This is a genomic window from Agrococcus carbonis (assembly GCF_900104705.1).
Lineage (GTDB): Bacteria > Actinomycetota > Actinomycetes > Actinomycetales > Microbacteriaceae > Agrococcus > Agrococcus carbonis.
In genome coordinates this window covers 363,493-386,962 of record NZ_LT629734.1, presented here as the reverse complement: position 1 = coordinate 386,962, position 23,470 = coordinate 363,493, and the positions used below count along the sequence as shown (strand labels likewise).

The following is a 23,470-nucleotide window of genomic DNA, read 5'->3' as shown; positions in this document are numbered from 1 at the left end:
GACCCGTCCGTCCGGCTGCTCGCCGGTCGAGGAGCGCGCGGCCCCCGGCCGCACGCGTCACGAGACCCCTCCACCGAGCGGATGATTCCGGGCGGGAGCGCCGCCGACGGAACCCCCGCCGCAATAGCCTGAGATCCATGTCCGCCCCCGCCGTCGCCCCCGTCGAGCCGCCTTCGACGGCGCGCGAGCGGCGCCCATGGATCGACCGGGAGACCGTGCGCGCCGACGGCATCCTCGCCGCGGTGTCCCTCGGGCTCCTCGCGGTGCCGACGCTCCTGCTCATGGTCCTGATCACCGACACGGGGCCGACGTGGCTGCTCGCGATCGTCGTGACCGCCGCGCTCGCCGGGGCGATCCTCATCCGCCGCACGCGCCCAGTCCTCGCGCTCGCGGGGCTCACCCTGCTGGCGGGGCTGCACGTCGCGGTGCAGGCGTGGCTGTTCCCCGTCTGGTTCGGCGTGCTGATCGTGCTGTACTCGATCGGGCGCTTCAGCCGCTGGCCCGGCAGGCTCGCGGGCCTCGGCATCGCGTTCGTCGCCTCGCTGCTCGCCGGCTACTGGCTCATGGCGGTCACCTCGATCGACGGCGTGCAGACCGGCTGGGGCCTCGTGCAGGCGATGTCGTTCCTCTGGTTCCCGCCGATGCTGCTGTTCAGCCTCGCGATCCTCACCGGCTGGGGTGCCGCCGCGGTCGCGCGGAGCACTGCGGCCACCGAGGTCGCGCAGGTGTCGCTGCGCCGCGCCGACCAGGAGGAGGAGCGCGCCGCGCTCGCGCGCGACATGCACGACGTCGTCGCGCACTCGCTCGCCGTCGTCATCGCGCAGGCGAACGGCGCGCGCTACACGCCCGATCCCGCCGCGAAGGACGCCTCTCTCGAGACGATCGCCGGCACCGCGAAGGAGGCGCTCGGCGACGTGCGCCTCCTGCTCGCCCAGCTGCGGCACCGCGAGGCGCCCGATCCCGTCGCCTCCCTCGACGTCGCCGACGCGCTCGTCGAGCGGATGCGGGGCAGCGGCCTCGACGTCCGCGTCCAGCACCTCGGGCGGCCGGCGCCGCTGCCGCGCACCGCGGACATCGCCGCGTACCGCATCCTGCAGGAGGCGCTCACGAACGCGCTGCGCCACGGCGACCGGAGCCAGCCCGTCCACGTGCGGCTGCGCGCCGTCACCCTGCCCGACGGCCACGGCGGCGTCGTCGTCGACGTGCACAACCGGGTGCTCGCGCAGCCGGGGGCCGCCGGTCACGGGGTGCGCGGCATGCACGAGCGCGCGCGGCTCGCCGGCGGCGACGCGTGGACCGGCATCGAGGACGGCTGGTTCCGCGTGCGAGCATCGTTCCCTGCGGGGCTCACGTGAGGGCCGGCAGGAGAGGAGCCGCATGATCCGGGTGCTGATCGTCGACGACCAGGCGCTGTTCCGAGGCGGGATCCGCATGCTCGTCGCATCGCAGCCCGACATGGTGTGCGTGGGCGAGGCCGCCGACGGGGCGCAAGCGGTGCGCGTCGCGGCCGAGCAGGAGCCGGACGTCGTGCTGATGGACGTGCGCATGCCCGTGCTCGACGGCATCTCGGCGACGGCGCGCATCGTGCAGGCGCGGCCGGCGACGCGCGTCGTCGTGCTCACGACCTTCGACCTCGACGAGGCCGCCGCGCGCGCGATCCGGGCCGGCGCATCCGGCTTCGTCCTCAAGGACGCCGAGCCCGAGCTCGTGCTCGCGTCGATCCGCACGGTGCACGCCGGCAACGAGGTCGTCGCCGCGAGCGCGACCCGCGAGCTCTTCAAGGCCTTCGGCGCGCAGCGGCGCACCGTGCCGCAAGCCTTCGCCGAGCTCACCGATCGCGAGCGCCAGATCTTCGCGCTCGCCGCGAAGGGGCTCTCGAACACCGAGATCGCGCGCGGCGAGTTCGTGTCGGAGGCGACGGTGAAGACGCACATCTCGCGCATCCTGCAGAAGCTCGGGCTGCGGGACCGCGTGCAGCTCGTGGTCTTCGCCTACGAGCACGGGCTCGCGGGCGAGCACGTCTGACGCCGCGCCGCAGCGCCGGTCGCGACGGTCGTCCCACCCCGCTGGTCGCGGAGCGCGCGGCGGAGCCGCTCGCGTCACGGGGGTCCAGCGTCTGCGGCAGGATCGGAGGGTGCACATCGACGAAGCCGGCCCCGCCGACGCCCCGCCGCTGCTGCTCCTCCACGGCGGCGGCGTCTCCGGCTGGATGTGGCGGCCCACGATCGCCGCGCTCGCGCGGCCGGTGCGCACGATCGTGCCGGACCTGCCCGGGCACGGCCGCAGCGCATCCGCCGACTACCGCTCGCACGCGGAGACGGTCGACGCGCTCGAGCGCGAGCTCGAGCGGCGCGCGCCCGGCGGCGCGACCGTCGTGGGCTTCTCGCTCGGCGCCCAGCTGACGGTGCTGCTCGCAGCCCGGCGGCCGGATCTCGTGACGGATGCGGTGGTCGTGAGCGCGCAGGCGAAGCCGATCGCGATGGCGTCCCTCACGCTCGGCATGCTCGCGGCGGCCGCGCCGCTCGCGAGGTGGCAGCGGTTCGCGCGCCTGCAGGCGAAGGAGCTCTTCGTGCCCGAGGCCCTCGTGCCGGAGTACCTCGCCGACAGCGCCCGCATCACGCGGGCGACGCTCGTGGCGAGCGTGGGGGAGAACCTGCGCTTCACGCCGCCCGCGGGCTGGGGCGAGGGCACGGCACCCGCCCTCGTCGCGGTGGGCGCGCGCGAGCGCTCGCTCATGCGCCGCTCCGCCGAGGTCCTGCACGAGGCGCGCCCCTCGAGCGAGCTGCGCGTGATCGAGGGCGTCGGCCACGGGCTGCCGCTCCAGCGGCCCGACCTCATGGCGGCGCTGCTCGACGCGCGGCTCGGTCATCCGAGCGGATGACGCCGGTTCCGCCCGCCGCCTGACGACGCGGGAGGCCGCCCCGCCTTGACTGGGAGCATGCACCAGCACGCACTCCTGCTCCGCGACGTCTCCAAGCGCTACGGCGACGGCGACGCATCCGTCACCGCCCTCGACCGCGTCGACCTCGCCATCGCGCCCGGCACGCTCACGGCCGTCATGGGCCCCTCCGGCTCGGGCAAGTCGACCCTGCTGCACCTCGCGGCAGGGCTCGACGCGCCGACCTCCGGCGACGTCCTCATCGGCGGCACGTCGGTGGTCGGGCTCGACGACGACGCGCTCACGGCACTGCGGCGCGAGCAGGTGGGCGTGGTGTTCCAGTCGTTCAACCTCGTGCCGAGCCTCACCGCGCTCGAGAACGTCGAGCTGCCCGCCGTGCTCGCGGGCCGCGCACCCGACCGCGCGCGCATCGCCGATCTGCTCGACGAGCTCGGGGTGGCAGGCCTCGCCGACCGGCGGCCGCACGAGCTCTCGGGCGGGCAGCAGCAGCGCTTCGCGATCGCGCGGGCGCTCGCGCAGCGTCCCGCGATCGTGCTCGCCGACGAGCCGACCGGCGCGCTCGACACCGCCACCTCGGTCGAGGTGCAGGAGATCCTCGTGCGGCAGGCCGCCGCGGGGCAGGCGATCGTCGTCGTCACCCACGACCCCATGGTCGCCGCACGTGCCGAGCGCGTCGTGCTGCTGCGCGACGGCCGCATCGAGCCGGAGCTGCCTGCGACCGACGCCGCCTCGATCGCTCAGCGCATGCTGGCGGTCGCCCGATGACCGCCGTCGCGGCCCCCGCGGCTCCCGCCGCGCGCGCTCGCCGCGCCGACGGCGCGACCCGCACCGGGCAGGGCCTCGCCTTCGCGGTCTCGGTGCTCGCGGCCGCCTTCGGTACCGGGCTCGCGACGCTCATGGAGCACGCCGCGCGCGCCCTGTACGGCGAGGCGATGCTGGCCTCGAGCCCCACCGCCCGCATCATGCTCGCGATCGCGGGGGTGCTGCTCATCGGCGTCTCCGTCGTCGTCGGAGCCATCGTCGCGCGGCAGGCGTTCACCGGCGCCGTCGAGGACCTGCGGAGCGAGATCGCGCTGCGGCGGCTCCTCGGCGCGTCGGCCCGCGTCGAGCGCGGGCGCGTGCTGCGCGGCTTCGTGCTGGTCGGCGCGACCGGCGCCGCGGTCGGCTGGCTCGCGGGCGTGCTCCTCGCCGCCGGCGCGGGCGCGGTCGTCTCGAGGCTCGCCGACCGCATGGACTTCGCCGGGATGCCGGCGGTCGAGCCGTGGGCGGTCGTGCCGGCCGCGGCCGTCGCGGCCGCCGCGGCGCTCTCGGCCGTGCTCGCGACCCGCGGCGTGCTCGCCGTCTCGCCGCTCGAGGCGCTGCGCGGCGCGGGCGTCGACGTCGAGACCACCCGCCCGCGCCGGCGCGTCGGCGGCATCGTGACCCTCGCGATCGGCGCGCTGCTGCTCGCCGCGTCGGTCGCCCTCTCGGTGCTCTCGCCGCTCGCCGTGCTCGTCGGTTTCGCGGGCGGCGTCGTGTCGGTCGTCGGCATCATCGTGCTCGCGCCCGCGATCGTACCGCCGCTCACGGCCGTCGCGGTGCGCGCGCTCGGCCGGGGCGTCCCCGCACGCGCCGCCGCGGGCACGCTCGCCACGCATCCGGGCCGCACGTCGGCGCTCGTGCTCTCGCTGTTCGCCGGCGCCGCGGTCGTGACGATGATGATGACCGCCGGCTCGTCGCTCACGACCGCGGTCGTCACGATGGAGCGCAGCCCCGAGTTCCGCGCCGAGCTGCAGGCGATCTACGGCGGCGTGACGACGGTCATCACCGGCATCGTGGGCTTCTCGGCCGTGCTCGCGGTGCTCGGCTTCGTCGCCGCGATGCTGCTGTCGGTGCGGCGCCGCGCGCGCGAGATCGGCCTGCTGCGGATGCTCGGCATGCGCCGCCGGCAGACGCGCGCGATGCTCGTCGCCGAGGCGGGCGTCATCACCGCGGTCGCGGTCTCGACCGGCTTCGGGATGGGCGTCCTGTACGGCTGGATCGGCACGCAGTCGATGGTCGGATCGATCGGCGGCGTCGTCTCGACGGCGCCGGTCGTCCCGTGGGCGCTGCCCGTCGCGCTCGTCATCGGGGGCGTCGTGGTCGCGCTCGCCGCAAGCCTGCCCGCGGGGCACCGCGCCGCATCCGTGCCCCCGCTCGCCGCGGTCGCCGCCGACTGACGTTCGCCTGGATGCCCACCTGACGCTCGCCCCTCGGGAACGCGAGGGGGTATACGCTGGTGCCATGCAGAGCGTGCTGCTCCTTCGTCGCCGCGGCGAGGCCTGACACCGGGCTTCCTCGTCGCGGAGGCTGTCCTGCCCGGACTCAGGAGCGAGCGACAGGAGCAACGATGAAGAACATGCAGCAGCCGTCCGGGATGCCGGCCCACCGGTACATCCCGTTCCACGAGCAGATCCAGGTGGACCTGCCGGATCGCACGTGGCCGTCGAAGCGCATCGAGCGCGCGCCGCGCTGGTGCGCCGTCGACCTGCGCGACGGCAACCAGGCCCTCATCGACCCGATGACCCCCGACCGCAAGCTCATGATGTTCCAGCTGCTGGTCGAGATGGGCTACAAGGAGATCGAGGTCGGGTTCCCGTCGGCGAGCCAGACCGACTTCGACTTCGTGCGCCGGCTCATCGACGAGGGGCACATCCCCGACGACGTCACGATCCAGGTGCTGACGCAGTGCCGTGACCACCTCATCCGCCGCACGTTCGAGTCGATCCAGGGCGCGACGCAGGCGATCGTGCACATCTACAACTCCACGAGCGTGCTGCAGCGCGATGTCGTGTTCCGCTCCGACCGCGAGGGCGTCAAGCAGATCGCGATCGACGGCGCGAAGCTGTGCCTCGAGCTCGAGGGGATGCTCGAGGGCACGAAGGTGTTCTACGAGTACAGCCCCGAGTCCTACACCGGCACCGAGCTCGACTACGCGCTCGAGGTCTGCAACGCGATCATCGAGACGCTCGACGCGCGGCCCGAGCGGCCCGTCATCATCAACCTGCCGGCTACGGTCGAGATGGCGACGCCGAACGTCTACGCCGACTCGATCGAGTGGATGCACCGCCACCTCGCGCGCCGCGAGTCGGTCATCCTCTCGCTGCACCCGCACAACGACCGCGGCACGGGCGTCGCCGCCGCCGAGCTCGGCTACATGGCCGGCGCCGACCGCATCGAGGGGTGCCTGTTCGGCAACGGCGAGCGCACCGGCAACGTCGACCTCGTCGCGCTCGGCCTCAACCTCTTCACCCAGGGCATCGACCCCGAGATCGACTTCTCCGACCTCGACCGCGTGCGCCGCGTCGCCGAGCACTGCACGCAGCTGCGCGTGCACGAGCGCAGCCCGTGGGCCGGCGACCTCGTCTACACCGCCTTCTCCGGCTCCCACCAGGACGCCATCAAGAAGGGCTTCGAGCGGATGGCCGCCGACGCCGCCGCTGCCGGCAAGAGCGTCGACGAGATCACCTGGGCGGTGCCCTACCTGCCGATCGACCCGAAGGACGTCGGCCGCAGCTACGAGGCCGTCATCCGCGTGAACTCGCAGTCGGGCAAGGGCGGCGTCGCCTACCTGCTGAAGGCCGACCACGGGCTCGACCTGCCGCGCCGCCTGCAGATCGAGTTCTCGAACATCGTGCAGACCCGCACCGACAGCGAGGGCGGAGAGGTCTCGAGCGACGAGATCTGGCACATCTTCGGCGACGAGTACCTGCCCTCTGAGCCGCACAACGAGGCGGAGCAGTGGGGCCGCTTCGAGCTCACGGGCTTCTCGACGACCTCCTCGAACGAGGGTGAGGCCCAGCTCACCGCGCGCCTGCGCGACGGCGAGTGCATCCGCGAGGTCGCGGCGACCGGCAACGGTCCCATCGACGCGATGCTCCAGATGTTCCGCGCCGAGGGCGTGCAGGTGACGCTCACCGACTACGTCGAGCACACGATGAGCGCCGGCTCCGACGCGACCGCCGCGTGCTACATCGAGCTCGACGTCGACGGCGAGACCGTGTGGGGCGTCGGCCTCGACCCGAGCTCGACGACGGCGGCGCTGCGCGCGATCGTCTCGGGCGTCAACCGCGGCCTGCGCATCCACGACCACAGGGCGCTGCCGGTCGGCTGAGCGTGCCCACCTACCGCGACGAAGGGGTCGTCCTCCGCACCCACCAGCTGGGGGAGGCCGACCGCATCGTCACGCTGCTCACGCGCGAGCACGGCAAGGTGCGGGCGGTCGCGAAGGGCGTGCGCCGCACCTCGTCGCGCTTCGGCGCGCGGCTCGAGCCGTTCATGGTCGCCGACCTGCAGCTCGCGGTGGGACGCAGCCTCGACATCGTCACCCAAGCGGTGACGCTCGGCGCCTACGCGCCGGTGATCGTCGCCGACTACCGCGCCTACACGGCGGCCGCGGCGATGGTCGAGACCGCCGACCGGCTCACCGACGAGGACGCCTCGCGCCAGCAGTACCTGCTGCTCGTCGGGGCGCTGCGGAGCCTCGCGCGCAGCGAGCACGACCCGTCGCTCACGCTCGACTCCTACCTGCTGCGGGCGCTCTCCATCGCCGGCTGGGCCCCGTCCTTCGGCGACTGCGCCGTCACGGGCGAACCCGGCCCGCACCGGGCGTTCGTGCCGCAGCTCGGCGGCATGGTGTCCGACCAGGCGGCGCCACCCGGAGCCCTGCGCATCGATGCGGCGACCCTCGGACTGCTCACGGCGCTCCTGACCGGCGACTGGGCGGCGGCGGATGCGTCGCCGTCCGGCGTGCGCACGCGCGCGTCGGGTGCGGTGGCCGGCTACGTCCAGTGGCACCTCGAGCGGGGCCTGCGGAGCCTCGAGCACGTCGACCGGGGCGCGCAGTGACCGACGAGCCGATCGAGCTGCGGCCGATCGACTGGACCGGCGAGCACCCGCCCGCGTACGAGCGCGGCAGCGTGCCCCGCCACGTCGCGATCATCATGGACGGCAACGGCCGCTGGGCCAACCAGCGCGGCCTCACGCGCACGCAGGGGCACGCCGCCGGCGAGGCGGTGCTGCTCGACGTCGTCGCGGGCGCGCTGCAGGCGGGCGTGCAGCACCTCTCGGTCTACGCGTTCTCGACCGAGAACTGGAAGCGCAGCCCCGACGAGGTGCGCTTCCTCATGGGGTTCAACAAGGCGGTGCTGCGGCGGCGCCGCGACCAGCTCGACGCGTGGGGCGTGCGCGTGCGGTGGGCCGGCCGGCGGCCGCGGCTCTGGCCGAGCGTCATCCGCGAGCTCGAGGAGGCCGAGCGCCGCACCGCATCCAACACCGCCATGACCCTGCAGATGTGCGTCAACTACGGCGGCACGATGGAGATCACGGATGCGGTGCGCTCGATCGCCGCGGACGTCGCGGCCGGGCGCCTCAAGCCCTCGGGCGTGACCGACCGGCTCGTGCGCAGCCGCATGTACAACCCCGACGTGCCCGACGTCGACCTCTACATCCGCTCGTCTGGCGAGCAGCGCATCTCGAACTTCCTCACCTACCAGGGCGCGTACGCCGAGATGGTCTTCCTCGACCGCCTGTGGCCCGACTTCTCGCGCGCCGACCTCTGGCACGCGCTCGACGTCTACACCGGCCGCGAGCGCCGCTTCGGCGGCGCCGTCGACGCGCCCGGCACGCTGCCCGACTAGCGACCGCAGGCCGGGGACACCTCGCTGATCGAGGAGCGACCGCAGGTCGCGCGCCCGCCCACGCTGATCGAGGAGCGACCGCAGGTCGCGCGCCCCTCGCTGATCGAGTAGCGACCGCAGGTCGCCCGCCCGCCCACGCTGATCGAGGAGCGACCGCAGGTCGCGTATCGAGATCCCGCCGCTACTCGGCGACCGCGGCCGCCAGCCGCTTCCGCCACGGATGGTCGTCGGCGAGCCGGTCGGCGAGCCACGCGCGCGCGTCGGCGTCGAGCGCGGGCAGCGCCTCCTCGAGCCAGGCGACGTCGTCGGTCTCGGTCGCCGCGTACGCGAGCACGACCTGCGGCTTCGCGAAGCGGATGCCGCGGTGCACGTCGAGCGCGTCCTCGAGCGGGAGCGTGACCGCGGTGTCGCGGCGGAAGCGCCACGTGTCGCCGTCGCTCGGATCGAGCAGCACCTCGTACTCCCACAGCGCGTACGCGTTGCGGCGGAGCCAGATGCTCGACGTGCCGATCGGCAGCACGTCGGAGTCGTGGGTGCGGAGCGGCTTGAGCGCGCCCTGGAAGGCGCACCAGAACTGCCAGCGGCTGCCGAGCCAGCCGCGCAGCAGGCTGAGCTCGCTGCGCGGGATGACGAGGTCGATGTCGCTGTGCGGCCGCTCGCGGCCGATCGCCGCGTCGATGGCGTAGCCGCCGCCGATCCACCAGTGGCCGGAGTAGCCGTCGAGCAGGTCGGCCGCATCGCTGGGCCAGCGCTCGGCCCAGGCGCCATAGAGCTCGTGCTGCTCCTCGCTCTGCATCCAGCCCTCCTCGCCGAGACTCGGGGCGCTTCGCGCCCGAGGCCCGAGCCTATCTCAGCCGCATGTCCCCCGAGCACTCCACCGACGCCTCCGCACGCGGCGACGGGAGGGGCCCCGGCTCGGTAGGATCGACGTTCATGCGCGCGCCTCAGCCAGAGCCGCGCGCTCGCCCGATCCCGAGGAGCATCCGTGGCCCAGAACCGTCTCGACGCCGTCATCAACCTCGCGAAGCGACGCGGCTTCGTGTTCCAGGCGGGGGAGATCTACGGCGGCTCGCGGTCGGCGTGGGACTACGGGCCCCTCGGCGTGGCGCTCAAGGAGAACATCAAGCGCCAGTGGTGGAAGACGTTCGTGCAGGGCCGGGACGACATGGTCGGGCTCGACTCGTCGATCATCCTGCCCTCGGCGGTGTGGCAGGCCTCCGGACACGTCGACACCTTCACCGACCCGCTCGTCGAGTGCCTGCAGTGCCACAAGCGCCACCGGCAGGACCACCTCGAGGAGGCGTTCGAGGCGAAGAAGGGCCGCGCGGCCGCCTCGATGGACGAGATCACGTGCCCCGACTGCGGCACGACCGGCAAGTGGACCGAGCCGCAGCTCTTCTCGGGTCTCATGAAGACCTTCCTCGGCCCCGTCGACAACGAGGCGGGCCAGCACTACCTGCGCCCCGAGACGGCGCAGGGCATCTTCGTCAACTTCTCGAACGTGCTCACCGTCTCGCGCAAGAAGCCGCCGTTCGGCATCGGCCAGGTCGGCAAGGCGTTCCGCAACGAGATCACGCCCGGCAACTTCATCTTCCGCACGCGCGAGTTCGAGCAGATGGAGATCGAGTACTTCACGCACCCCGACGAGGCGGCCGCGTGGTTCGACACGTGGGTCGAGGCGTGCTGGCAGTGGTTCCTCGACCTCGGCGTCGACGAGGCCAACATGCGGCGCTTCGACGTGCCCGAGGAGGAGCGCGCGCACTACTCGGCCGGCACGATCGACATCGAGTACCGCTTCGGCTTCCAGGGCTCCGAGTGGGGCGAGCTCATGGGCATCGCGAACCGCACCGACTACGACCTCTCGTCGCACTCGAGCGCATCCGGCAAGGATCTCGTCTACTTCGACCAGGCATCCGGCGAGCGCTACACGCCGTACGTCATCGAGCCCTCGTTCGGCCTCACCCGCAGCCTCATGGCGTTCCTGGTCGACGCGTACGACGAGGAGGAGGTGCCGAACGCGAAGGGCGGCACCGACACCCGCACCGTGCTGCACCTCGACCCGCGCCTCGCGCCCATCAAGGTCGCCGTGCTGCCGCTGAGCCGCAACGAGCAGCTCTCGCCGCTCGCGCGCGACATCGCCGCGAAGCTGCGCGGGCTCTGGGCGATCGACTTCGACGACGCGGGCGCGATCGGCCGCCGCTACCGCCGCCAGGACGAGGTGGGCACGCCCTACTGCGTGACGGTCGACTTCGACTCCCTCGAGGACGGCGCCGTCACGGTGCGCGAGCGCGACTCGATGCAGCAGACGCGCGTGCCGATCGCCGAGCTCGAGGCGCACCTCGCGCAGGGGCTCGTCGGGGCGTGAGCGTGACGACGAGCACGCCGCCGGCGCTGTCGATCGGGCCGATCGCCCTCGACGCGCCGGTCGTGCTCGCGCCCATGGCGGGCATCACGAACACCGCCTTCCGGCGCCTGTGCCGCGAGTACGGCGCGGGGCTCTACGTGAGCGAGATGATCACCACGCGCGCGCTCGTCGAGCGCACGCCAGAGACCATGCGGCTCATCAGCCACCACGAGTCCGAGACGCCGCGCTCGGTGCAGCTCTACGGCGTCGATCCCGCGATCGTCGAGCAGGCCGTCGGCATCCTCGTCGACGAGGACCGCGCCGATCACATCGACCTGAACTTCGGCTGCCCGGTGCCCAAGGTCACCAGGCGCGGGGGCGGCAGCGCGCTGCCCTGGAAGCGCGACCTGTTCGCCGCGATCGTGCAGCGCGCGGTGCGCCGGGCGGGCGACATCCCCGTGACCGTCAAGATGCGCAAGGGCATCGACGACGAGCACCTGACCTACCTCGATGCCGGCCGCATCGCCGAGGACGCCGGCGTCGCGGCGGTCGCGCTGCACGGCCGCACCGCGGCGCAGCACTACTCCGGCACGGCCGACTGGGATGCGATCGCGACCCTCAAGCAGCACGTCACGTCGGTGCCGGTGCTCGGCAACGGCGACATCTGGCAGGCCGAGGATGCGCTGCGCATGGTCGAGCACACCGGGGTCGACGGCGTCGTCGTCGGCCGGGGCTGCCTCGGCCGTCCCTGGCTCTTCGGCGACCTCGCCGCCGCCTTCGCCGGCAGCGGCGAGCGGCACCGGCCGAGCCTCGGCGAGGTCGCGGATGCGTTCCGCCGCCACGCCGAGCTGCTCGTCGAGTTCTTCGGCGAGGAGGACCGCGCGTGCCGCGACATCCGCAAGCACGTCGCCTGGTACTTCAAGGGCTACCCGATCGGCGGCGACGCCCGGCGGTCGCTCGCGGCAGTCGGCTCGCTCGCCGAGCTCGACGACCTGCTCGGCGCGCTCGACCGCGCGGTGCCCTACGACGCCGCGGGCATCGAGGGGCAGCGCGGGCGCGCGGGCGGCGCTCGCACGCCGGCGCTCCCGGACGGCTGGCTCGACAGCCCCGAGCTGAGCCCCGCGCAGCGCGCCGCCCTCATCGAGGATGAGAGCGACACCCGTGGGGGTTGACGCGCGGCGGCCGCTCGCCGCCGGCTACACCGAGCACGACGTCGAGCGGCGCCTGCCCGAGACGCACACCTCCGCCCGCACCGACTTCGCCCGCGACCGCGCGCGCCTCCTGCATTCGAGCGCGTTCCGACGGCTGGGGCAGAAGACCCAGGTGCTCTCGCCGACGATGGGCTTCGACGACTCCCGCACGCGCCTGACGCACTCGCTCGAGGTCGCGCAGATCGGCCGCGAGATCGCGGGCGAGCTCGGTGTCGACCACGACGTCGTCGACACCGCGTGCCTCGCGCACGACATCGGCCATCCGCCGTTCGGGCACAACGGCGAGCGCGGCCTCAACGAGTGGGCGCTCTCGATCGGCGGCTTCGAGGGCAACGCGCAGACGCTGCGGGTCATCACGCGGCTCGAGCCCAAGGTGATCCGCGACCGCCCCTACGGCCTCAACCTCACGCGCGCGAGCGTCGATGCCGCGTGCAAGTACCCGTGGCCGGCGGCGCACGACGTGCACGACGCATCCGGCCGGGTCAAGTTCGGCTACTACGCCGACGACCGCGAGGCGTTCGAGTGGATGCGCGAGGGCGCGCCCGAGCGCACGCCCAGCATCGAGGCGCAGGTCATGGATCTCGCCGACGACATCGCCTACTCGGTGCACGACTTCGAGGATGCGGTCGTCGGCGGGTACGTCGACGTCGCGAAGCTGCAGGGCCGCGTGGGCCATGACGAGCTCGTCTCGATGATGCTCACGTGGGTCGGGCCCGAGTTCACGCGCGACGACCTGCTCGCGGCGTTCGACCGGCTCGACGACCTCGACACGTGGCTGCGGTCGTTCGACGGCTCGCGCGCCGACCACGCGCGCCTCAAGAACCTCACGTCGAAGCTCATCGGGCGCTTCGCCAACGCCGCGATCGAGCGCACGCGCGCGACGCACGAGGGGCCGCTGACGCGCTTCGGCGCGTCCGTCGAGGTGCCGCGCGAGGTGCGGGCCGAGATCGCGGTGCTCAAGGGCACGGCGGCGAGCTTCATCCTGGCCGAGCGGCGCCAGCCCATCTACGCGAGCCAGCGGCGGGTGCTGCAGGAGCTCTGCGACGCGCTGCTGCGCATCGGGCCGTCGGCGCTCGACCGCGCCTACGCCGACGACTGGGCGGCCGCGCGCGACGACGCCGCGCGGGCGCGCGTGGTCGTCGATCAGGTCGCGAGCCTCACCGATCGCGGCGCGTTCGCGTGGCACGAGCGGTTCGTCGGGGACTAGGGGGAGCGATGGCGGGGCGGATCCGGCGCAGCGACATCGACGAGCTGCGCTCGCGCATCTCGATCGTCGACGTCGTCGGCGAGCACGTCACGCTGAAGACGGCCGGCGTCGGCAGCATGAAGGGCCTGTGCCCCTTCCACGACGAGCGCACCCCGTCGTTCCACGTGCGGCCCGCGGTGGGCCGCTACCACTGCTTCGGATGCGGGGAGGACGGCGACGTCTTCCAGTTCGTCATGGCGATGGACCACACGTCGTTCGCCGAGACGGTCGAGCGCTTCGCGGCGCAGCTCGGCTACACGCTGCACTACGAGGACGGGAAGCCGCAGGAGGAGACGAGCGGCCGGCTGCGCCTGCTCGCGGCGAGCCGCGAGGCGGAGGCGTTCTTCCAGCAGCAGCTCCTCACGCCCGCCGCCGCGCTCGGGCAGCGCTTCCTGGGGGAGCGCGGCTTCGACCTCGCGGCCGCGCAGCGCTTCGGGGTCGGCTACGCGCCCGCGTCGTTCGACGCGCTGAAGTCGCATCTGCGCGGCAAGGGCTTCAGCGAGGCCGAGCTGCTCGGCGCGGGCCTGCTGAGCGAGGGCCAGCGCGGCAGCTACGACCGCTTCCGCGGCCGGCTCGTGTGGCCCATCAGAGACGTCGCGGGTGCGACGGTCGGCTTCGGCGCGCGCCGGCTCTCGGATGACGACAAGGGCCCGAAGTACCTCAACTCGCCCGAGACGCCGATCTTCCGCAAGAGCCAGGTGCTCTACGGCCTCGACCTCGCCAAGCGCGACATCGCCAAGGGGCACGAGGCGGTCGTCGTCGAGGGCTACACGGATGTGATGGCCTGCCACCTCGCGGGCGTCACGACCGCCGTCGCCACGTGCGGCACCGCGTTCGGCGTCGACCACATCAAGGTGCTGCGGCGCGTGCTCGGCGACGTCTCGACGACCGACACCCGCTCGCTCGGTCGCGTGATCTTCACCTTCGACCCCGACGAGGCGGGGCAGCAGGCCGCCGCTCGCACGTTCGCCGAGGAGCAGCGCTTCGCCGCCCAGACGTTCGTCGCCGTGCCGCCGGAGGGGCTTGACCCGTGCGACCTGCGGCTCGAGCGCGGCGACGACGCCGTGCGCAAGCTCGTGCAGCAGCGCCGCCCGCTGTTCGAGTTCATGCTGCGGCGCATCGTCGCCGAGCACGACCTCGAGACCGTCGAGGGCCGCGTCGCGGCGATGCGCCGCGCAGCGCCCGTGCTGCAGTCGATCCGCGACCGCGCGCTCGCCGACGGCTACGCCCGCACCGTCGCCGGCTGGCTCGGCGTCGGCCCCGACGAGGTGCGCCGCGCCGTGCGGCAGGCCGGGCCCCGCCCGACGCCCACCGCCGAGGGCGCCGCACCGCAGCATCCGCCCGCCGATGTCGCGCTCAAGCAGCTCGAGCGCGATCCCGCGTCGCGGCTCGAGCGCGACGCCCTCGCGGCGCTCCTGCAGCAGCCCGCCGTGCTCGGCAAGGATCTCGCCGCCCGCGGCGCCTCGGCGTACGTCGCGAACCCGTCGCTCGCGGTCGTGCGCGACGGCGTGCTCGCCTCGCTCGACGCGATCGAGGCGCCCGACTTCTCGGAGCGGGTCGCCGAGACCGTGCCGGCCGAGATCGTGCCGCTCGTGCGCACGCTCGCGATGGCGCCCATCCCGCAGTCGACGCCGGAGGGCGTGACCGACTACGTGCGCGGCATCGTCTCGTCGCTCGTCGACCGCGACATCCTGCGCCGGAAGGCGGCGCTGCTCGGCAGCCTGCAGCGCCTCGGCACCTCCGATCCCGATGCGTCGAAGGCGCTCAACCAGCAGCTGCTCGACCTTGAGCGCGAGCGGCGGTCCCTCCGCGAGGAGTGACGGATGCGGCGGCCGGCCGCCCCTCGATGTGACCCGGGGGTGGCGGAGATGGTACGCTGGTCGTCGCTCCCGCAGCGATCCTCGATAGCTCAATTGGCAGAGCAGCCGGCTGTTAACCGGCAGGTTGATGGTTCGAGTCCATCTCGGGGAGCGACCAAGGCCCCGCCGAACGGCGGGGCCTTTCGCGTGCCCGCGCCATCCCCTCGTCGGTCGAGGAGCGCGCGGCCGCCGGCCGCACCGTCCCCTCGTCGGTCGAGGAGGCCGCCACGGGCCGTACCGTCCCCTCGTCGGTCGAGGAGCGCGCGGCCGCAGGCCGCACGCGTCACGAGACCCGCCGCCGCTCCGGCGTGTTCGTCCCGGCTGGATGCGCCGCGCCGGTTACACGTGGCGCCGTGTCACCCTTCGACCCGACCGACCTCTTGGCCGGGCCCGCCGGCTTCGGCTTCGCCGTGCTGCTCATCTGGCTCGGGCTCTGCGTGCTCGGCATCCTCGCCACGTACTGGCTCATCCGCCTGGCGGTGCGCCACGGCACGAAGGACGCCATGCTCTGGCAAGCGCGCGGCATGCCGACGAAGGCCGAAAAACGCTACCGCGTGAGCCTTGCGCTGCAGGAGCAGCGTCGGAGCGACCTCGGCCGCTGAGCGACCCCGCTCAGTCCTCGAGGTCGTCGACGCCCGGCATCCACGTCAGGCCGGGCACGCCCCACTTGTTGCGCTTGATCGCCTTCTGCACGCCCTTCGTACCGAACGCATCCAGCCGGTCGGCGTAGAGGATGCCGTTCAGGTGGTCGTACTCGTGCTGCAGGATGCGCGCGAGCCATCCCGAGGCCTCGAGCTCGTAGTGCTCGCCGTGCACGTCCTGCGCCCGCAGCAGCGCCCGCTCGGCGCGCTTGAGCGCGAACCGCTCGCCGGGGATGGACAGGCAGCCCTCCTCCTCGTCGTCCTCGGGGACGCCGACCGGCACGGGCGAGATCCACAGCTCGGGGTTGACGGCCACGCCGCGCGTGCGCGTGCCCTCCTCATCCGTCCAGTCGTAGACGAACACGCGCTCGCCCCTGCCGATCTGCGGGGCGGCGAGGCCGACGCCGGGCGCGGCCTCCATGGTGGCGAACATGTCGTCGACGAGCGTCGCGAGGGCGTCGTCGAAGGCGACGACGGGCTCGGCGACCTGGTGCAGCACGGGCTCGCCCGTGATGCAGATGGGCAGAACAGTCATGTCCTCCAGGGTATCGACGCGCGTGCGGAGTAGGTTCTACAGGTGCTCTTCACCGCGCTCGACGACTTCGCGGCTGAGATCTCGCTCACGCCGCTGCAGGCACTCGGGATCCCGGTCGCGCTCGTGGGCGCCATCTTCCTCTCGGTGGGCACGCAGTTCCAGCACCGCGGTGTCGGCCACTTCGAGGGGGGCGACCAGCGCGGTGCGCACCTCGGCGGCTCGGCGCTGCTGCGACTGCTGCGCAGCCCCGCGTGGGTGCTCGGCACGCTGCTGCTCGGCCTCGCGATCGTCATGCAGCTGGGCGCGCTCGCGCTCGCGCCGCTCATCGTGGTGCAGCCGCTGGGCGCCGTCGCGCTCGTCGTCACCGCGATCCTCAACTCGCGACTCGCCAACATCCGCCTCGACCACCGCTCGATCCGCGCGATCGGCGCGTGCCTGTTCGGCATCGGCATCTTCGTCACCGTCGCCGCGATCTTCGCCGTCGAGCGTCCGATCCAGGATCGCCAGCTGCTCACGGTGCTGTCGCTGCTCGTCGTCGCGCTCGTCGCGCTCGGCGCCGCGTGGTGGTGGTTCCGGCACCGCGCGAACGCGATCTTCTACATCGTCGCGGCTGGCGTGCTCTACGGTTTCGTCGTGACGCTCTCCAAGATCGTCATCAACCGCATCATCAGCGGCAACTTCGAGGGCCTCACCATCATCTGCGGCGTCGCGATGCTCATCGCGATGCTCGTCGGCAGCTATGCGGTGCAGCTCGCGCACGCATCCGGCCCGCCCGACCTCGTGATCGCCGGCCTCACCGTCGTCGACCCGCTCGTCGCCGTGCTCATCGGCGTGACCGTGCTCGGCGAGGCGGCCGAGACGCCGCCGTGGGCCATCATGGTCTTCGCCGGCGCCGGCGCGATCGCCATCTGGGGCGTCTTCCAGCTGGCGAGGCACCACCCACAGATCCGGCCGCTCGAGACGGCGCCCGAGGAGGACCATGACTGACCGCCCCCTGCGCATCCTGATCGCCACCGACACCTTCGCCCCCGACGTCAACGGCGCCGCGAAGTTCACGACCCGCCTGGCCGCCCGGCTCACGCAGCGCGGGCATGAGGTGCACGTCGTGGCGTCGGCGCTCGGCCGCGGCCGCCACGGCACCCGCATCGAGGAGCACGAGGGCGAGCGCTTCAGCGTGCACCGCCTGCGCTCGATGCTCTACCCGGGCCACGAATGGCTGCGCTTCGCGCATCCGTGGCGGATGTTCCAGAACGCGGCCTCGTTGCTCGACGCGCTCAAGCCCGACGTCGTGCACTTCCAGTCGCACATCATCCTCGGCCGCGCGTTCTCGCTCGAGGCGAAGAAGCGCGGCATCCGCGTGATCGGCACCAACCACCTGATGTTCGAGAACCTCATGGACCACTCGAACATCCCGCAGTTCCTGCAGGGCAAGACGGTCGAGTGGGCGTGGCAGGACGCCGCGACGGTGCTCGGCCGCTGCGACGTCGTCACGACGCCGACGCGGCGCAGCGCCGACTACCTCGAGCTCAAGACCGGGCTCGAGGGCGTGCACGCCATCTCGTGCGGCCTCCCGGGCGACGAGTACAGCCCGAATCCCGAGCGCCAGCGCGGCCGCATCGTCTTCGTCGGCCGCGTCACGAGCGAGAAGCGGCTCGACACGCTCGTGCGCGCCGTCGCGCAGCTGCCCTCCGATCTCGAGTGGCACCTCGACATCGTCGGCGGGGGCGACCAGATCGACGAGCTCGCGGCCCTCGCCCGCGAGCTGCACGTCGCCGACCGCGTGACGCTCACCGGTTTCGTCTCCGACCAGGAGCTGCGCGAACGGCTGCGCGGCGCCGAGGTGTTCGCGATGCCGTCGACGGCCGAGCTGCAGTCGATCGCGACGATGGAGGCGATGGCGACCGGCCTGCCCGTCGTGGCTGCGGATGCGATGGCGCTGCCGCACCTGGTGACCGACGGCGTCAACGGGTGGCTCTTCCGCCCCGATGACGCCGAGGACCTCGCAGAGAAGCTCGAGCGCGTGCTGCGCCTCGACGACGAGGAGTACGCCAAGCTGCAGCAGCACAGCCTGCAGATGGTGGCGCCCCACGACATCGAGGCCACGATCACCGCCTTCGAGCGGCTGTACCGCGGCGAGGACATCGCCGACCCCGACACGCACGTCGAGATCGACGACTAGGCTCGGATTCCGGGCCGAACGGCCCGCGGGGCGGTAGCTCAGCCGGTCAGAGCAGCGGACTCATAATCCGTCGGTCACGGGTTCAAGTCCCGTCCGCCCTACGATCACCCGCCCGGTCGGCGTCCCCGCCGCATCCGCTGCGCGGTCTCGAGCGCGGCGACCCCGAAGAGCACGGCGGTCGTCGCGCCGCTCGTCGCGAGCGGCGACATCGCGGCGGCCGCGAGCCCGACGGTGACGAGCGCGATGATGCCCGCCGCGTGCGCGACCATCCAGCGGCCCTCGAGGAGGCGCCGGAAGCACAGCGTGCCGGCGAGGAAGAGCAGCGGCCCGCCGATGACGGCGAGCGTCGCCGGCACGCTCTGCTCGTGCGGGTGCGAGAGCACCTGCTTGTCGCCGACGCTCACGAGCACGATGCCGCCGATGACGAGCAGGTGCACGTAGGTGTAGGCCGTGCGGGCGAGGCGGCCCGGCGCGTCCGACGCCTCCATGGCCTCGGCGCCGATGCGCTCGCCGTGGTCGAAGTAGATCCACCAGGTCGCGGCCGCGGTGCAGAACGCGAACGCCATCGCGAGCACCGAGTCCGCCGTGATCTCGAGCTCGATGAATGCGAAGCCCGTCACGAGCAGGCCCTCGCCGATCGCGATCAGGACGAACAGCGCCGAGCGCTCGGCGATGTGCGCTCCCGAGAGATCCCACCGGCTCAGCTCGACCCGGCCCATCCCGGGCACGGGGAAGCCGATCCGTGAGCCGAGCAGCTCCACGCCGAGCGCCGCCGCCCACAGCGGCAGCTGCGCCGGCAACGGCAGCAGCGCGCCGACGATCCAGAGCACGCCGCCCGCGGCCGTCCAGATGAGCACGAGCGTGAAGTCGCGCGCCACCTCGCGATCCTCCCGCCGCGCCGCGAGCACGATGAACGCCGTGCGGCCCACCTGCATGACGACGTACGCGATCGCGAAGATCCAGGCGCGCTCGCCGAAGGAATCGGCGATCGACACGCTCATCACGAGCCCGACGAACGCGAGCGCGACCACGGCGATGCGCACCGGCAGGCGCACGGGATCGAGCCAGTTGGTCACCCATGTCGTCGCGACCCACGTCCACCACAGCGCGGTGACCATGATCGCGCCCTCGAGCGCGCCGAGCGGCGTCTCGTGCTCGACCAGGTAGGCCGAGAGCTGGGTGAGCGCGAGCACGAACACCAGGTCGAAGAACAGCTCGACGTAGGTGACGCGATCGGAGCGCGACGCATCCGAGGGGCGGAGGAGGGGCTCGCGAGCCTCGGCGGTCATAGGCGGATGCTACGCCCGCGCTCCAGCGACGCACGCCCTGGCCCCGACGTAGCATCGAGCCATGCCCGCTCCCGCCACCCCGCACCTCGCGATCGACCTCGAGCGCATGCAGGCGAACATCGCGCGCGTCGCCGAGGCCGCGACCGCCCGCGGCGTCGCGCTGCGCCCGCACGCCAAGACCCACAAGACGATCGAGATCGGCCGGATGCAGGTCGCGGCCGGCGCGCACGGACTCACGGTCGCGACCGTGGGGGAGGCCGAGGCATTCGTCGCCGGCGGCCTCGACGACCTGTTCGTGGCCTACCCGATCTGGGTGGACGCCGACAAGGCGGCGAGGCTGAGCACGCTCGCCGCCCGCGGCGCCGCCATCTCGATCGGCATCGACTCGATCGCCGGCGTCGAGCGGCTCGTGCACGCCGGGCTCGCGGGCCGCATCGCCGTGCGCGTCGAGGTCGACGCCGGCCACCACCGCTCCGGATGCGCGCCGCACGACGCGGGGGAGGTCGCGGCCGCCGCGGTGCGCGCGGGCGTCGAGGTGGAGGGCGTCTTCGCCTTCCCGGGGCACGCGTACGCGCCGGATGCGCGCGAGCGCGCCGCGCGGGAGGAGGCGGACGCACTCACCGCCGCTGCCGCCGCGATGCGCGCCGCGGGCGTGCCTCCGACCGTGATCTCCGGCGGCTCGACGCCGAGCCTCGCGGCCTCGCTCGCCCTCGACTCGCCCGTCACGGAGCTGCGCCCCGGCGTCTCGGTCTTCGGCGACGCGCAGCAGTGGGAGCTGGGCTCCGCGGATCCCGCGCACATCGCGCTCACCTGCCACGCGACGGTCGTCTCGCACGCCGGCGGTCGTCTCGTGCTCGACGCCGGCTCGAAGGTGCTCGGCCCCGACCGCGCGCCGTGGGCGACCGGGCACGGCCGCCTCCTCGACCACCCGGACGCGCGCATCGTGCAGCTCAGCGAGCATCACGCGGTGGTCGAGCTCCCGGGGGATCTGCCCGCGCTCGGCAGCGTCGTGCGCGTCGTGCCGAACCACGTCTGCATCGCGGTGAACATGGTCGACGACCTCGAGGTCTACGACCGCGGCGACGACACGATGCCCGCCACCCGCTGGCGCGTCGCCGCGCGCGGGCGCAACAGCTAGGTCGCCGCGCCGATCGTCTCGGCGAGCCGCAGGATGCCGTCGCCCGACTCGGGCCGCCCCTCGCCGTCGAGCGGCAGCAGCGGCACGCTCGTCGCGCCCGCCGCACCGTAGACCGACCGCAGGCGCCGCACCTCGTCGGCCGACGCATCCGCCCGCACGCCCGCGAACTGCACGACCGCGCTCTCGGGCGGGAGCCCGGCGGCCTCGCGGGCGGCGCGCACGATCGCCACGGCCGCGCGCGTCTCTTCGGCTCCCTCGCCCGGCGTCATGTCGCCGGCGAGGATGATGCCGTCGCCGAGCTCGCCCGCGAGCGCGAGCGTCTTGGGCCGGCCGCCGCCGATGAGCAGCGGCGGCACCGCGGGGGCCGGCCAGCGCAGCTGCACGCGATCGAGCCGCACGTAGCGCCCGTCGGCGCTCACCTCGTCGCCCGAGAGCAGGGCGCGCAGCGCCCTCGCCTGCTCGTCCAGCAGCGTGAGCGGCGACGCCGCGCGCACGCCGGCCTGGGTCATCCACTCGAGCACGCCGTGCCCGATCCCCGGCAGGAAGCGGTCGGGGAACATCCGCGCGATGGTCGCGATCTCCATCGCGGTGAGCGCGACGTTGCGCAGCGGCACGGGCATGAGCCCGAGGCCGACGCGGATGCGCGGGGTCGCGGCGAGCACCGCGGCCGCCGTCGAGGTGCCCGACTGGCCGAAGCAGTCCTCCCACAGCCACAGCTCCGGCACGTCGGCGGCGTCGGCGGCGCGCGCCACCTCGAGGAACCGCTCGGGCGCCTGGTCGGGCGGGAGGATGAGGCCGAGCGTCGGTGCCGCGTGCATGCCGCCGACGGTACGCCCTGCCGCCCACGCGGAGCCGATGCCGCCGCTCCGCCGCGCCGCGCTCCCGGTGGGCGCGCGTCGGTAGGCTGAAGCCATGAACGATGCCCCGGTGACCGCACCCGACGACGAGGCCATCGCCCAGCACGCCGCCTTCCGCCGCAAGCGCGACGCGAGCGTGCGCGGGCCGCAGGGCGCCCTGGCGCTCGTCACCACCGCGTGGGTCTCGGAGCCCACCCAGATCGAGGGCGTGCCCGGCACGTGGGCGCCGTCGCCGGCGGGCGACGGGCTCGTCGTCACGGCGGATGCGGCGGCCGGCATCATCGTCGACGGCGAGACCGTCGACGGCGAGGCCACCGTGTACGGCCACGAGACGATGACGCCGAGCTCGGTGCGCTTCGACGAGCGCCGCACCGGCTTCGTGATCGGCCCGGACTACCACGGTCGCTTCGCCCTGCGGGTCTGGGACGCCGAGGCGGCCGAGGAGCGGGGCTTCGAGCAGATCACCGCCTACGACTACGACCCCTCCTGGCACGTGCAGGGCACGTTCGAGCCGGTCGAGGGCGGCGTCGCCTTCGAGCACGGCAAGTCCCAGGGCGGATCGCTGCGCAAGGCCGTCTCGCCCGGCCGCATCCGCTTCGAGCACGACGGCGAGGAGATCGAGCTCATGGCGCTGCCCGACGGCGACAGCCTGCAGATCGTCTTCGCCGACGCCACCACCGGCGACGAGACCTACGAGGTCGGTCGCTTCCTCTTCATCAAGCCGCGCCACGACGGCACGGTCGACCTCGACTTCAACCGGGCCATCGTGCCGCCGTGCGCCATGAGCGACCAGTTCAACTGCCCGCTGCCGCCGGCGGGCAACCGCCTGCCCTTCCCGATCCGTGCGGGGGAGCAGAAGCCGGTGTTCGCCGAGTAGGTCTCGTGACGCGTGCGGCCTGCGGCCGCGCGCTCCTCGACCGACGGGCCTCGTGCGGACTGCGGCCGCGCGTTCCTCGACCGACGGGCTCTGCCACGCCGCGCACGAACGACAGCCTTGTCGTTCCGCGCCGGGATGTGACACACTCGAAGTGTCTCGATCCGTTCGACCGATGGGGAAGTCGCATCGAACGAGGGAGAGACGATGACTGCTGCGCACACGCTCAGACGGCATCCCGCGACCACCGCGGGCGTCGTCTGGATCCACGCGTCCCAGCGCGCCATGCGCACCCACCTCGAGTGGGCCGTCGGGCATGCCGTCGGCGACGCGCTCCGCTTCGTCTGGCAGCCGCAGCCCGCGGAGCCGGGCGCCGAGCGCGCCGAGGTGCACTGGTCGGGACCGGTCGGCACCGGCGCGGCCATCGCATCCGCCCTCGCCGGCTGGCGCGACGTGCGCTTCGAGGTGACCGAGGACCCGACGCCCGGCTCCGACGGCATGCGCTGGATGCACACGCCGCAGCTCGGCATCACGGCGCAGCGCATCGACGCGAGCGGCTCGATCGTCGTGCCCGAGGATCGCATCCGCGGCGCGATCGACGCTGCCGGCACCGATGGCCGCAGGCTGCTCGCCGCGCTCGACGACGCCATGGGCGGCGCCTGGGATCGCGAGCTCGAGACCTACCGGCACGCCTCCGACGCCGCGCCCGTCATCGCGCTGCACCGCGTCGGCTGACACCGA

General features: G+C 73.3%; 22 protein-coding genes and 2 tRNA genes. 20 read left to right on the top strand and 4 right to left on the bottom strand.

Translation table 11 applies throughout. The features are described from left to right. Positions 1 to 137 precede the first annotated feature (137 nt). The 8 genes from BLT67_RS01875 to BLT67_RS01840 all read left to right on the top strand — a co-directional run bounded on the left by BLT67_RS01875 (position 138) and on the right by BLT67_RS01840 (position 8,556). Positions 138 to 1,355 (top strand): sensor histidine kinase, encoded by a 1,218-nt coding sequence (locus BLT67_RS01875; protein WP_092665412.1) that lies wholly within the window; start codon positions 138 to 140, stop codon positions 1,353 to 1,355. Positions 1,356 to 1,377: 22 nt separating this feature from the next. Continuing rightward, a complete protein-coding gene (locus BLT67_RS01870) occupies positions 1,378 to 2,025 on the top strand; it encodes a response regulator (RefSeq protein ID WP_092665410.1) in 648 nt (215 codons plus the stop codon). A 109-nt stretch (positions 2,026 to 2,134) separates the two neighbouring features. Then, on the top strand, positions 2,135 to 2,881 hold the full coding sequence (locus BLT67_RS01865; protein WP_092665408.1) for an alpha/beta fold hydrolase: 747 nt from the start codon (positions 2,135 to 2,137) through the stop codon (positions 2,879 to 2,881). 57 nt (positions 2,882 to 2,938) lie between these two features. After that, positions 2,939 to 3,664: an ABC transporter ATP-binding protein gene (locus BLT67_RS01860; RefSeq protein WP_092665406.1), complete on the top strand. Its 726-nt coding sequence runs from the start codon at positions 2,939 to 2,941 to the stop codon at positions 3,662 to 3,664. Beyond that, positions 3,661 to 5,097, top strand: coding sequence for an ABC transporter permease (locus BLT67_RS01855; protein WP_092665404.1), 1,437 nt, complete (start codon positions 3,661 to 3,663; stop codon positions 5,095 to 5,097). The genes BLT67_RS01860 and BLT67_RS01855 overlap by 4 nt, the downstream gene beginning before the upstream one ends. Before the next feature lie 170 nt (positions 5,098 to 5,267). Then, positions 5,268 to 7,031, top strand: a complete 1,764-nt coding sequence (leuA, locus tag BLT67_RS01850; RefSeq protein WP_092665402.1) for a 2-isopropylmalate synthase — start codon at positions 5,268 to 5,270, stop codon at positions 7,029 to 7,031. 2 nt (positions 7,032 to 7,033) lie between these two features. Next, positions 7,034 to 7,765 (top strand): DNA repair protein RecO, encoded by a 732-nt coding sequence (gene recO / locus BLT67_RS01845; protein ID WP_092665400.1) that lies wholly within the window; start codon positions 7,034 to 7,036, stop codon positions 7,763 to 7,765. Further along, a complete protein-coding gene (locus tag BLT67_RS01840; RefSeq protein WP_092665398.1) occupies positions 7,762 to 8,556 on the top strand; it encodes an isoprenyl transferase in 795 nt (264 codons plus the stop codon). The genes recO and BLT67_RS01840 overlap by 4 nt, the downstream gene beginning before the upstream one ends. A gap of 181 nt (positions 8,557 to 8,737) precedes the next feature. Here BLT67_RS01840 and BLT67_RS01835 read toward each other — a convergent pair whose 3' ends face one another. Then, on the bottom strand, positions 8,738 to 9,352 hold the full coding sequence (locus BLT67_RS01835) for a nucleotidyltransferase domain-containing protein (RefSeq protein WP_092665396.1): 615 nt from the start codon (positions 9,350 to 9,352) through the stop codon (positions 8,738 to 8,740). Positions 9,353 to 9,541: 189 nt separating this feature from the next. On the opposite strand from BLT67_RS01835, the gene BLT67_RS01830 reads away from it, so the two are divergent. The 6 genes from BLT67_RS01830 to BLT67_RS01805 all read left to right on the top strand — a co-directional run bounded on the left by BLT67_RS01830 (position 9,542) and on the right by BLT67_RS01805 (position 15,818). Beyond that, positions 9,542 to 10,921, top strand: a complete 1,380-nt coding sequence (locus BLT67_RS01830; RefSeq protein ID WP_092665394.1) for a glycine--tRNA ligase — start codon at positions 9,542 to 9,544, stop codon at positions 10,919 to 10,921. Between the two features lie 2 nt (positions 10,922 to 10,923). After that, positions 10,924 to 12,072 carry a tRNA dihydrouridine synthase DusB gene (gene dusB, locus BLT67_RS01825; protein ID WP_092665392.1) on the top strand — a complete coding sequence of 383 codons (1,149 nt, stop codon included), beginning with the start codon at positions 10,924 to 10,926 and terminating at the stop codon, positions 12,070 to 12,072. Then, complete coding sequence (locus BLT67_RS01820; RefSeq protein WP_092665390.1) at positions 12,047 to 13,318, top strand: deoxyguanosinetriphosphate triphosphohydrolase; 1,272 nt, start codon at positions 12,047 to 12,049, stop codon at positions 13,316 to 13,318. Before dusB ends, BLT67_RS01820 begins: the two co-directional genes overlap by 26 nt. An 8-nt stretch (positions 13,319 to 13,326) precedes the next feature. Continuing rightward, positions 13,327 to 15,177: a DNA primase gene (gene dnaG, locus BLT67_RS01815; protein WP_092665388.1), complete on the top strand. Its 1,851-nt coding sequence runs from the start codon at positions 13,327 to 13,329 to the stop codon at positions 15,175 to 15,177. Positions 15,178 to 15,255: 78 nt separating this feature from the next. Continuing rightward, positions 15,256 to 15,328 (top strand) — tRNA-Asn (locus tag BLT67_RS01810). Between the two features lie 241 nt (positions 15,329 to 15,569). Continuing rightward, the gene (locus BLT67_RS01805) at positions 15,570 to 15,818 is read left to right on the top strand and encodes a hypothetical protein (protein WP_092665386.1); all 249 of its coding nucleotides are present in this window, start codon (positions 15,570 to 15,572) and stop codon (positions 15,816 to 15,818) included. Between the two features lie 10 nt (positions 15,819 to 15,828). Here the strand turns inward: BLT67_RS01805 and def are convergent, their stop codons facing one another. Further along, positions 15,829 to 16,392, bottom strand: a complete 564-nt coding sequence (def, locus tag BLT67_RS01800; protein ID WP_092665384.1) for a peptide deformylase — start codon at positions 16,390 to 16,392, stop codon at positions 15,829 to 15,831. A gap of 42 nt (positions 16,393 to 16,434) precedes the next feature. Between def and BLT67_RS01795 the strand changes: the two genes are divergently transcribed. From BLT67_RS01795 to BLT67_RS01785, 3 genes are all read left to right on the top strand, one after another. Next, positions 16,435 to 17,379, top strand: coding sequence for a DMT family transporter (locus BLT67_RS01795; RefSeq protein ID WP_172801956.1), 945 nt, complete (start codon positions 16,435 to 16,437; stop codon positions 17,377 to 17,379). After that, on the top strand, positions 17,372 to 18,571 hold the full coding sequence (locus BLT67_RS01790) for a glycosyltransferase (protein ID WP_092665382.1): 1,200 nt from the start codon (positions 17,372 to 17,374) through the stop codon (positions 18,569 to 18,571). Before BLT67_RS01795 ends, BLT67_RS01790 begins: the two co-directional genes overlap by 8 nt. A 27-nt stretch (positions 18,572 to 18,598) precedes the next feature. Then, positions 18,599 to 18,672: transfer RNA gene (locus BLT67_RS01785), tRNA-Ile, on the top strand. Positions 18,673 to 18,675: 3 nt separating this feature from the next. On the opposite strand, the gene BLT67_RS01780 is transcribed toward BLT67_RS01785, so the two are convergent. Next, the gene (locus BLT67_RS01780; protein ID WP_092665380.1) at positions 18,676 to 19,860 is read right to left on the bottom strand and encodes a low temperature requirement protein A; all 1,185 of its coding nucleotides are present in this window, start codon (positions 19,858 to 19,860) and stop codon (positions 18,676 to 18,678) included. 61 nt (positions 19,861 to 19,921) lie between these two features. Here BLT67_RS01780 and BLT67_RS01775 point away from each other — a divergent pair, with 61 nt between their 5' ends. Further along, positions 19,922 to 20,998: an alanine racemase gene (locus tag BLT67_RS01775; RefSeq protein WP_092665378.1), complete on the top strand. Its 1,077-nt coding sequence runs from the start codon at positions 19,922 to 19,924 to the stop codon at positions 20,996 to 20,998. Here BLT67_RS01775 and BLT67_RS01770 read toward each other — a convergent pair. Continuing rightward, positions 20,995 to 21,816, bottom strand: a complete 822-nt coding sequence (locus tag BLT67_RS01770) for an LLM class flavin-dependent oxidoreductase (protein WP_092665376.1) — start codon at positions 21,814 to 21,816, stop codon at positions 20,995 to 20,997. The genes BLT67_RS01775 and BLT67_RS01770 overlap by 4 nt on opposite strands. Before the next feature lie 94 nt (positions 21,817 to 21,910). On the opposite strand from BLT67_RS01770, the gene BLT67_RS01765 reads away from it, so the two are divergent. After that, positions 21,911 to 22,732 carry a DUF1684 domain-containing protein gene (locus tag BLT67_RS01765; protein WP_092665374.1) on the top strand — a complete coding sequence of 274 codons (822 nt, stop codon included), beginning with the start codon at positions 21,911 to 21,913 and terminating at the stop codon, positions 22,730 to 22,732. 204 nt (positions 22,733 to 22,936) lie between these two features. After that, a complete protein-coding gene (locus tag BLT67_RS01760) occupies positions 22,937 to 23,464 on the top strand; it encodes a DUF3145 family protein (protein ID WP_092665372.1) in 528 nt (175 codons plus the stop codon). The last annotated feature ends 6 nt before the right edge of the window (positions 23,465 to 23,470 follow it).

Bases quoted from the DNA above. Each gene is read 5' to 3' on its own strand.
- BLT67_RS01875 (WP_092665412.1), top strand. From the start codon at position 138: ATGTCCGCCCCCGCCGTCGCCCCCGTCGAGCCGCCTTCGACGGCGCGC.
- BLT67_RS01870 (WP_092665410.1), top strand. From the start codon at position 1,378: ATGATCCGGGTGCTGATCGTCGACGACCAGGCGCTGTTCCGAGGCGGG.
- BLT67_RS01860 (WP_092665406.1), top strand. From the start codon at position 2,939: ATGCACCAGCACGCACTCCTGCTCCGCGACGTCTCCAAGCGCTACGGC.
- BLT67_RS01855 (WP_092665404.1), top strand. From the start codon at position 3,661: ATGACCGCCGTCGCGGCCCCCGCGGCTCCCGCCGCGCGCGCTCGCCGC.
- leuA (WP_092665402.1), top strand. From the start codon at position 5,268: ATGAAGAACATGCAGCAGCCGTCCGGGATGCCGGCCCACCGGTACATC.
- BLT67_RS01835 (WP_092665396.1), bottom strand. From the start codon at position 9,352: ATGCAGAGCGAGGAGCAGCACGAGCTCTATGGCGCCTGGGCCGAGCGC.
- BLT67_RS01820 (WP_092665390.1), top strand. From the start codon at position 12,047: ATGAGAGCGACACCCGTGGGGGTTGACGCGCGGCGGCCGCTCGCCGCC.
- dnaG (WP_092665388.1), top strand. From the start codon at position 13,327: ATGGCGGGGCGGATCCGGCGCAGCGACATCGACGAGCTGCGCTCGCGC.
- def (WP_092665384.1), bottom strand. From the start codon at position 16,392: ATGACTGTTCTGCCCATCTGCATCACGGGCGAGCCCGTGCTGCACCAG.
- BLT67_RS01790 (WP_092665382.1), top strand. From the start codon at position 17,372: ATGACTGACCGCCCCCTGCGCATCCTGATCGCCACCGACACCTTCGCC.
- BLT67_RS01780 (WP_092665380.1), bottom strand. From the start codon at position 19,860: ATGACCGCCGAGGCTCGCGAGCCCCTCCTCCGCCCCTCGGATGCGTCG.
- BLT67_RS01775 (WP_092665378.1), top strand. From the start codon at position 19,922: ATGCCCGCTCCCGCCACCCCGCACCTCGCGATCGACCTCGAGCGCATG.
- BLT67_RS01770 (WP_092665376.1), bottom strand. From the start codon at position 21,816: ATGCACGCGGCACCGACGCTCGGCCTCATCCTCCCGCCCGACCAGGCG.
- BLT67_RS01765 (WP_092665374.1), top strand. From the start codon at position 21,911: ATGAACGATGCCCCGGTGACCGCACCCGACGACGAGGCCATCGCCCAG.
- BLT67_RS01760 (WP_092665372.1), top strand. From the start codon at position 22,937: ATGACTGCTGCGCACACGCTCAGACGGCATCCCGCGACCACCGCGGGC.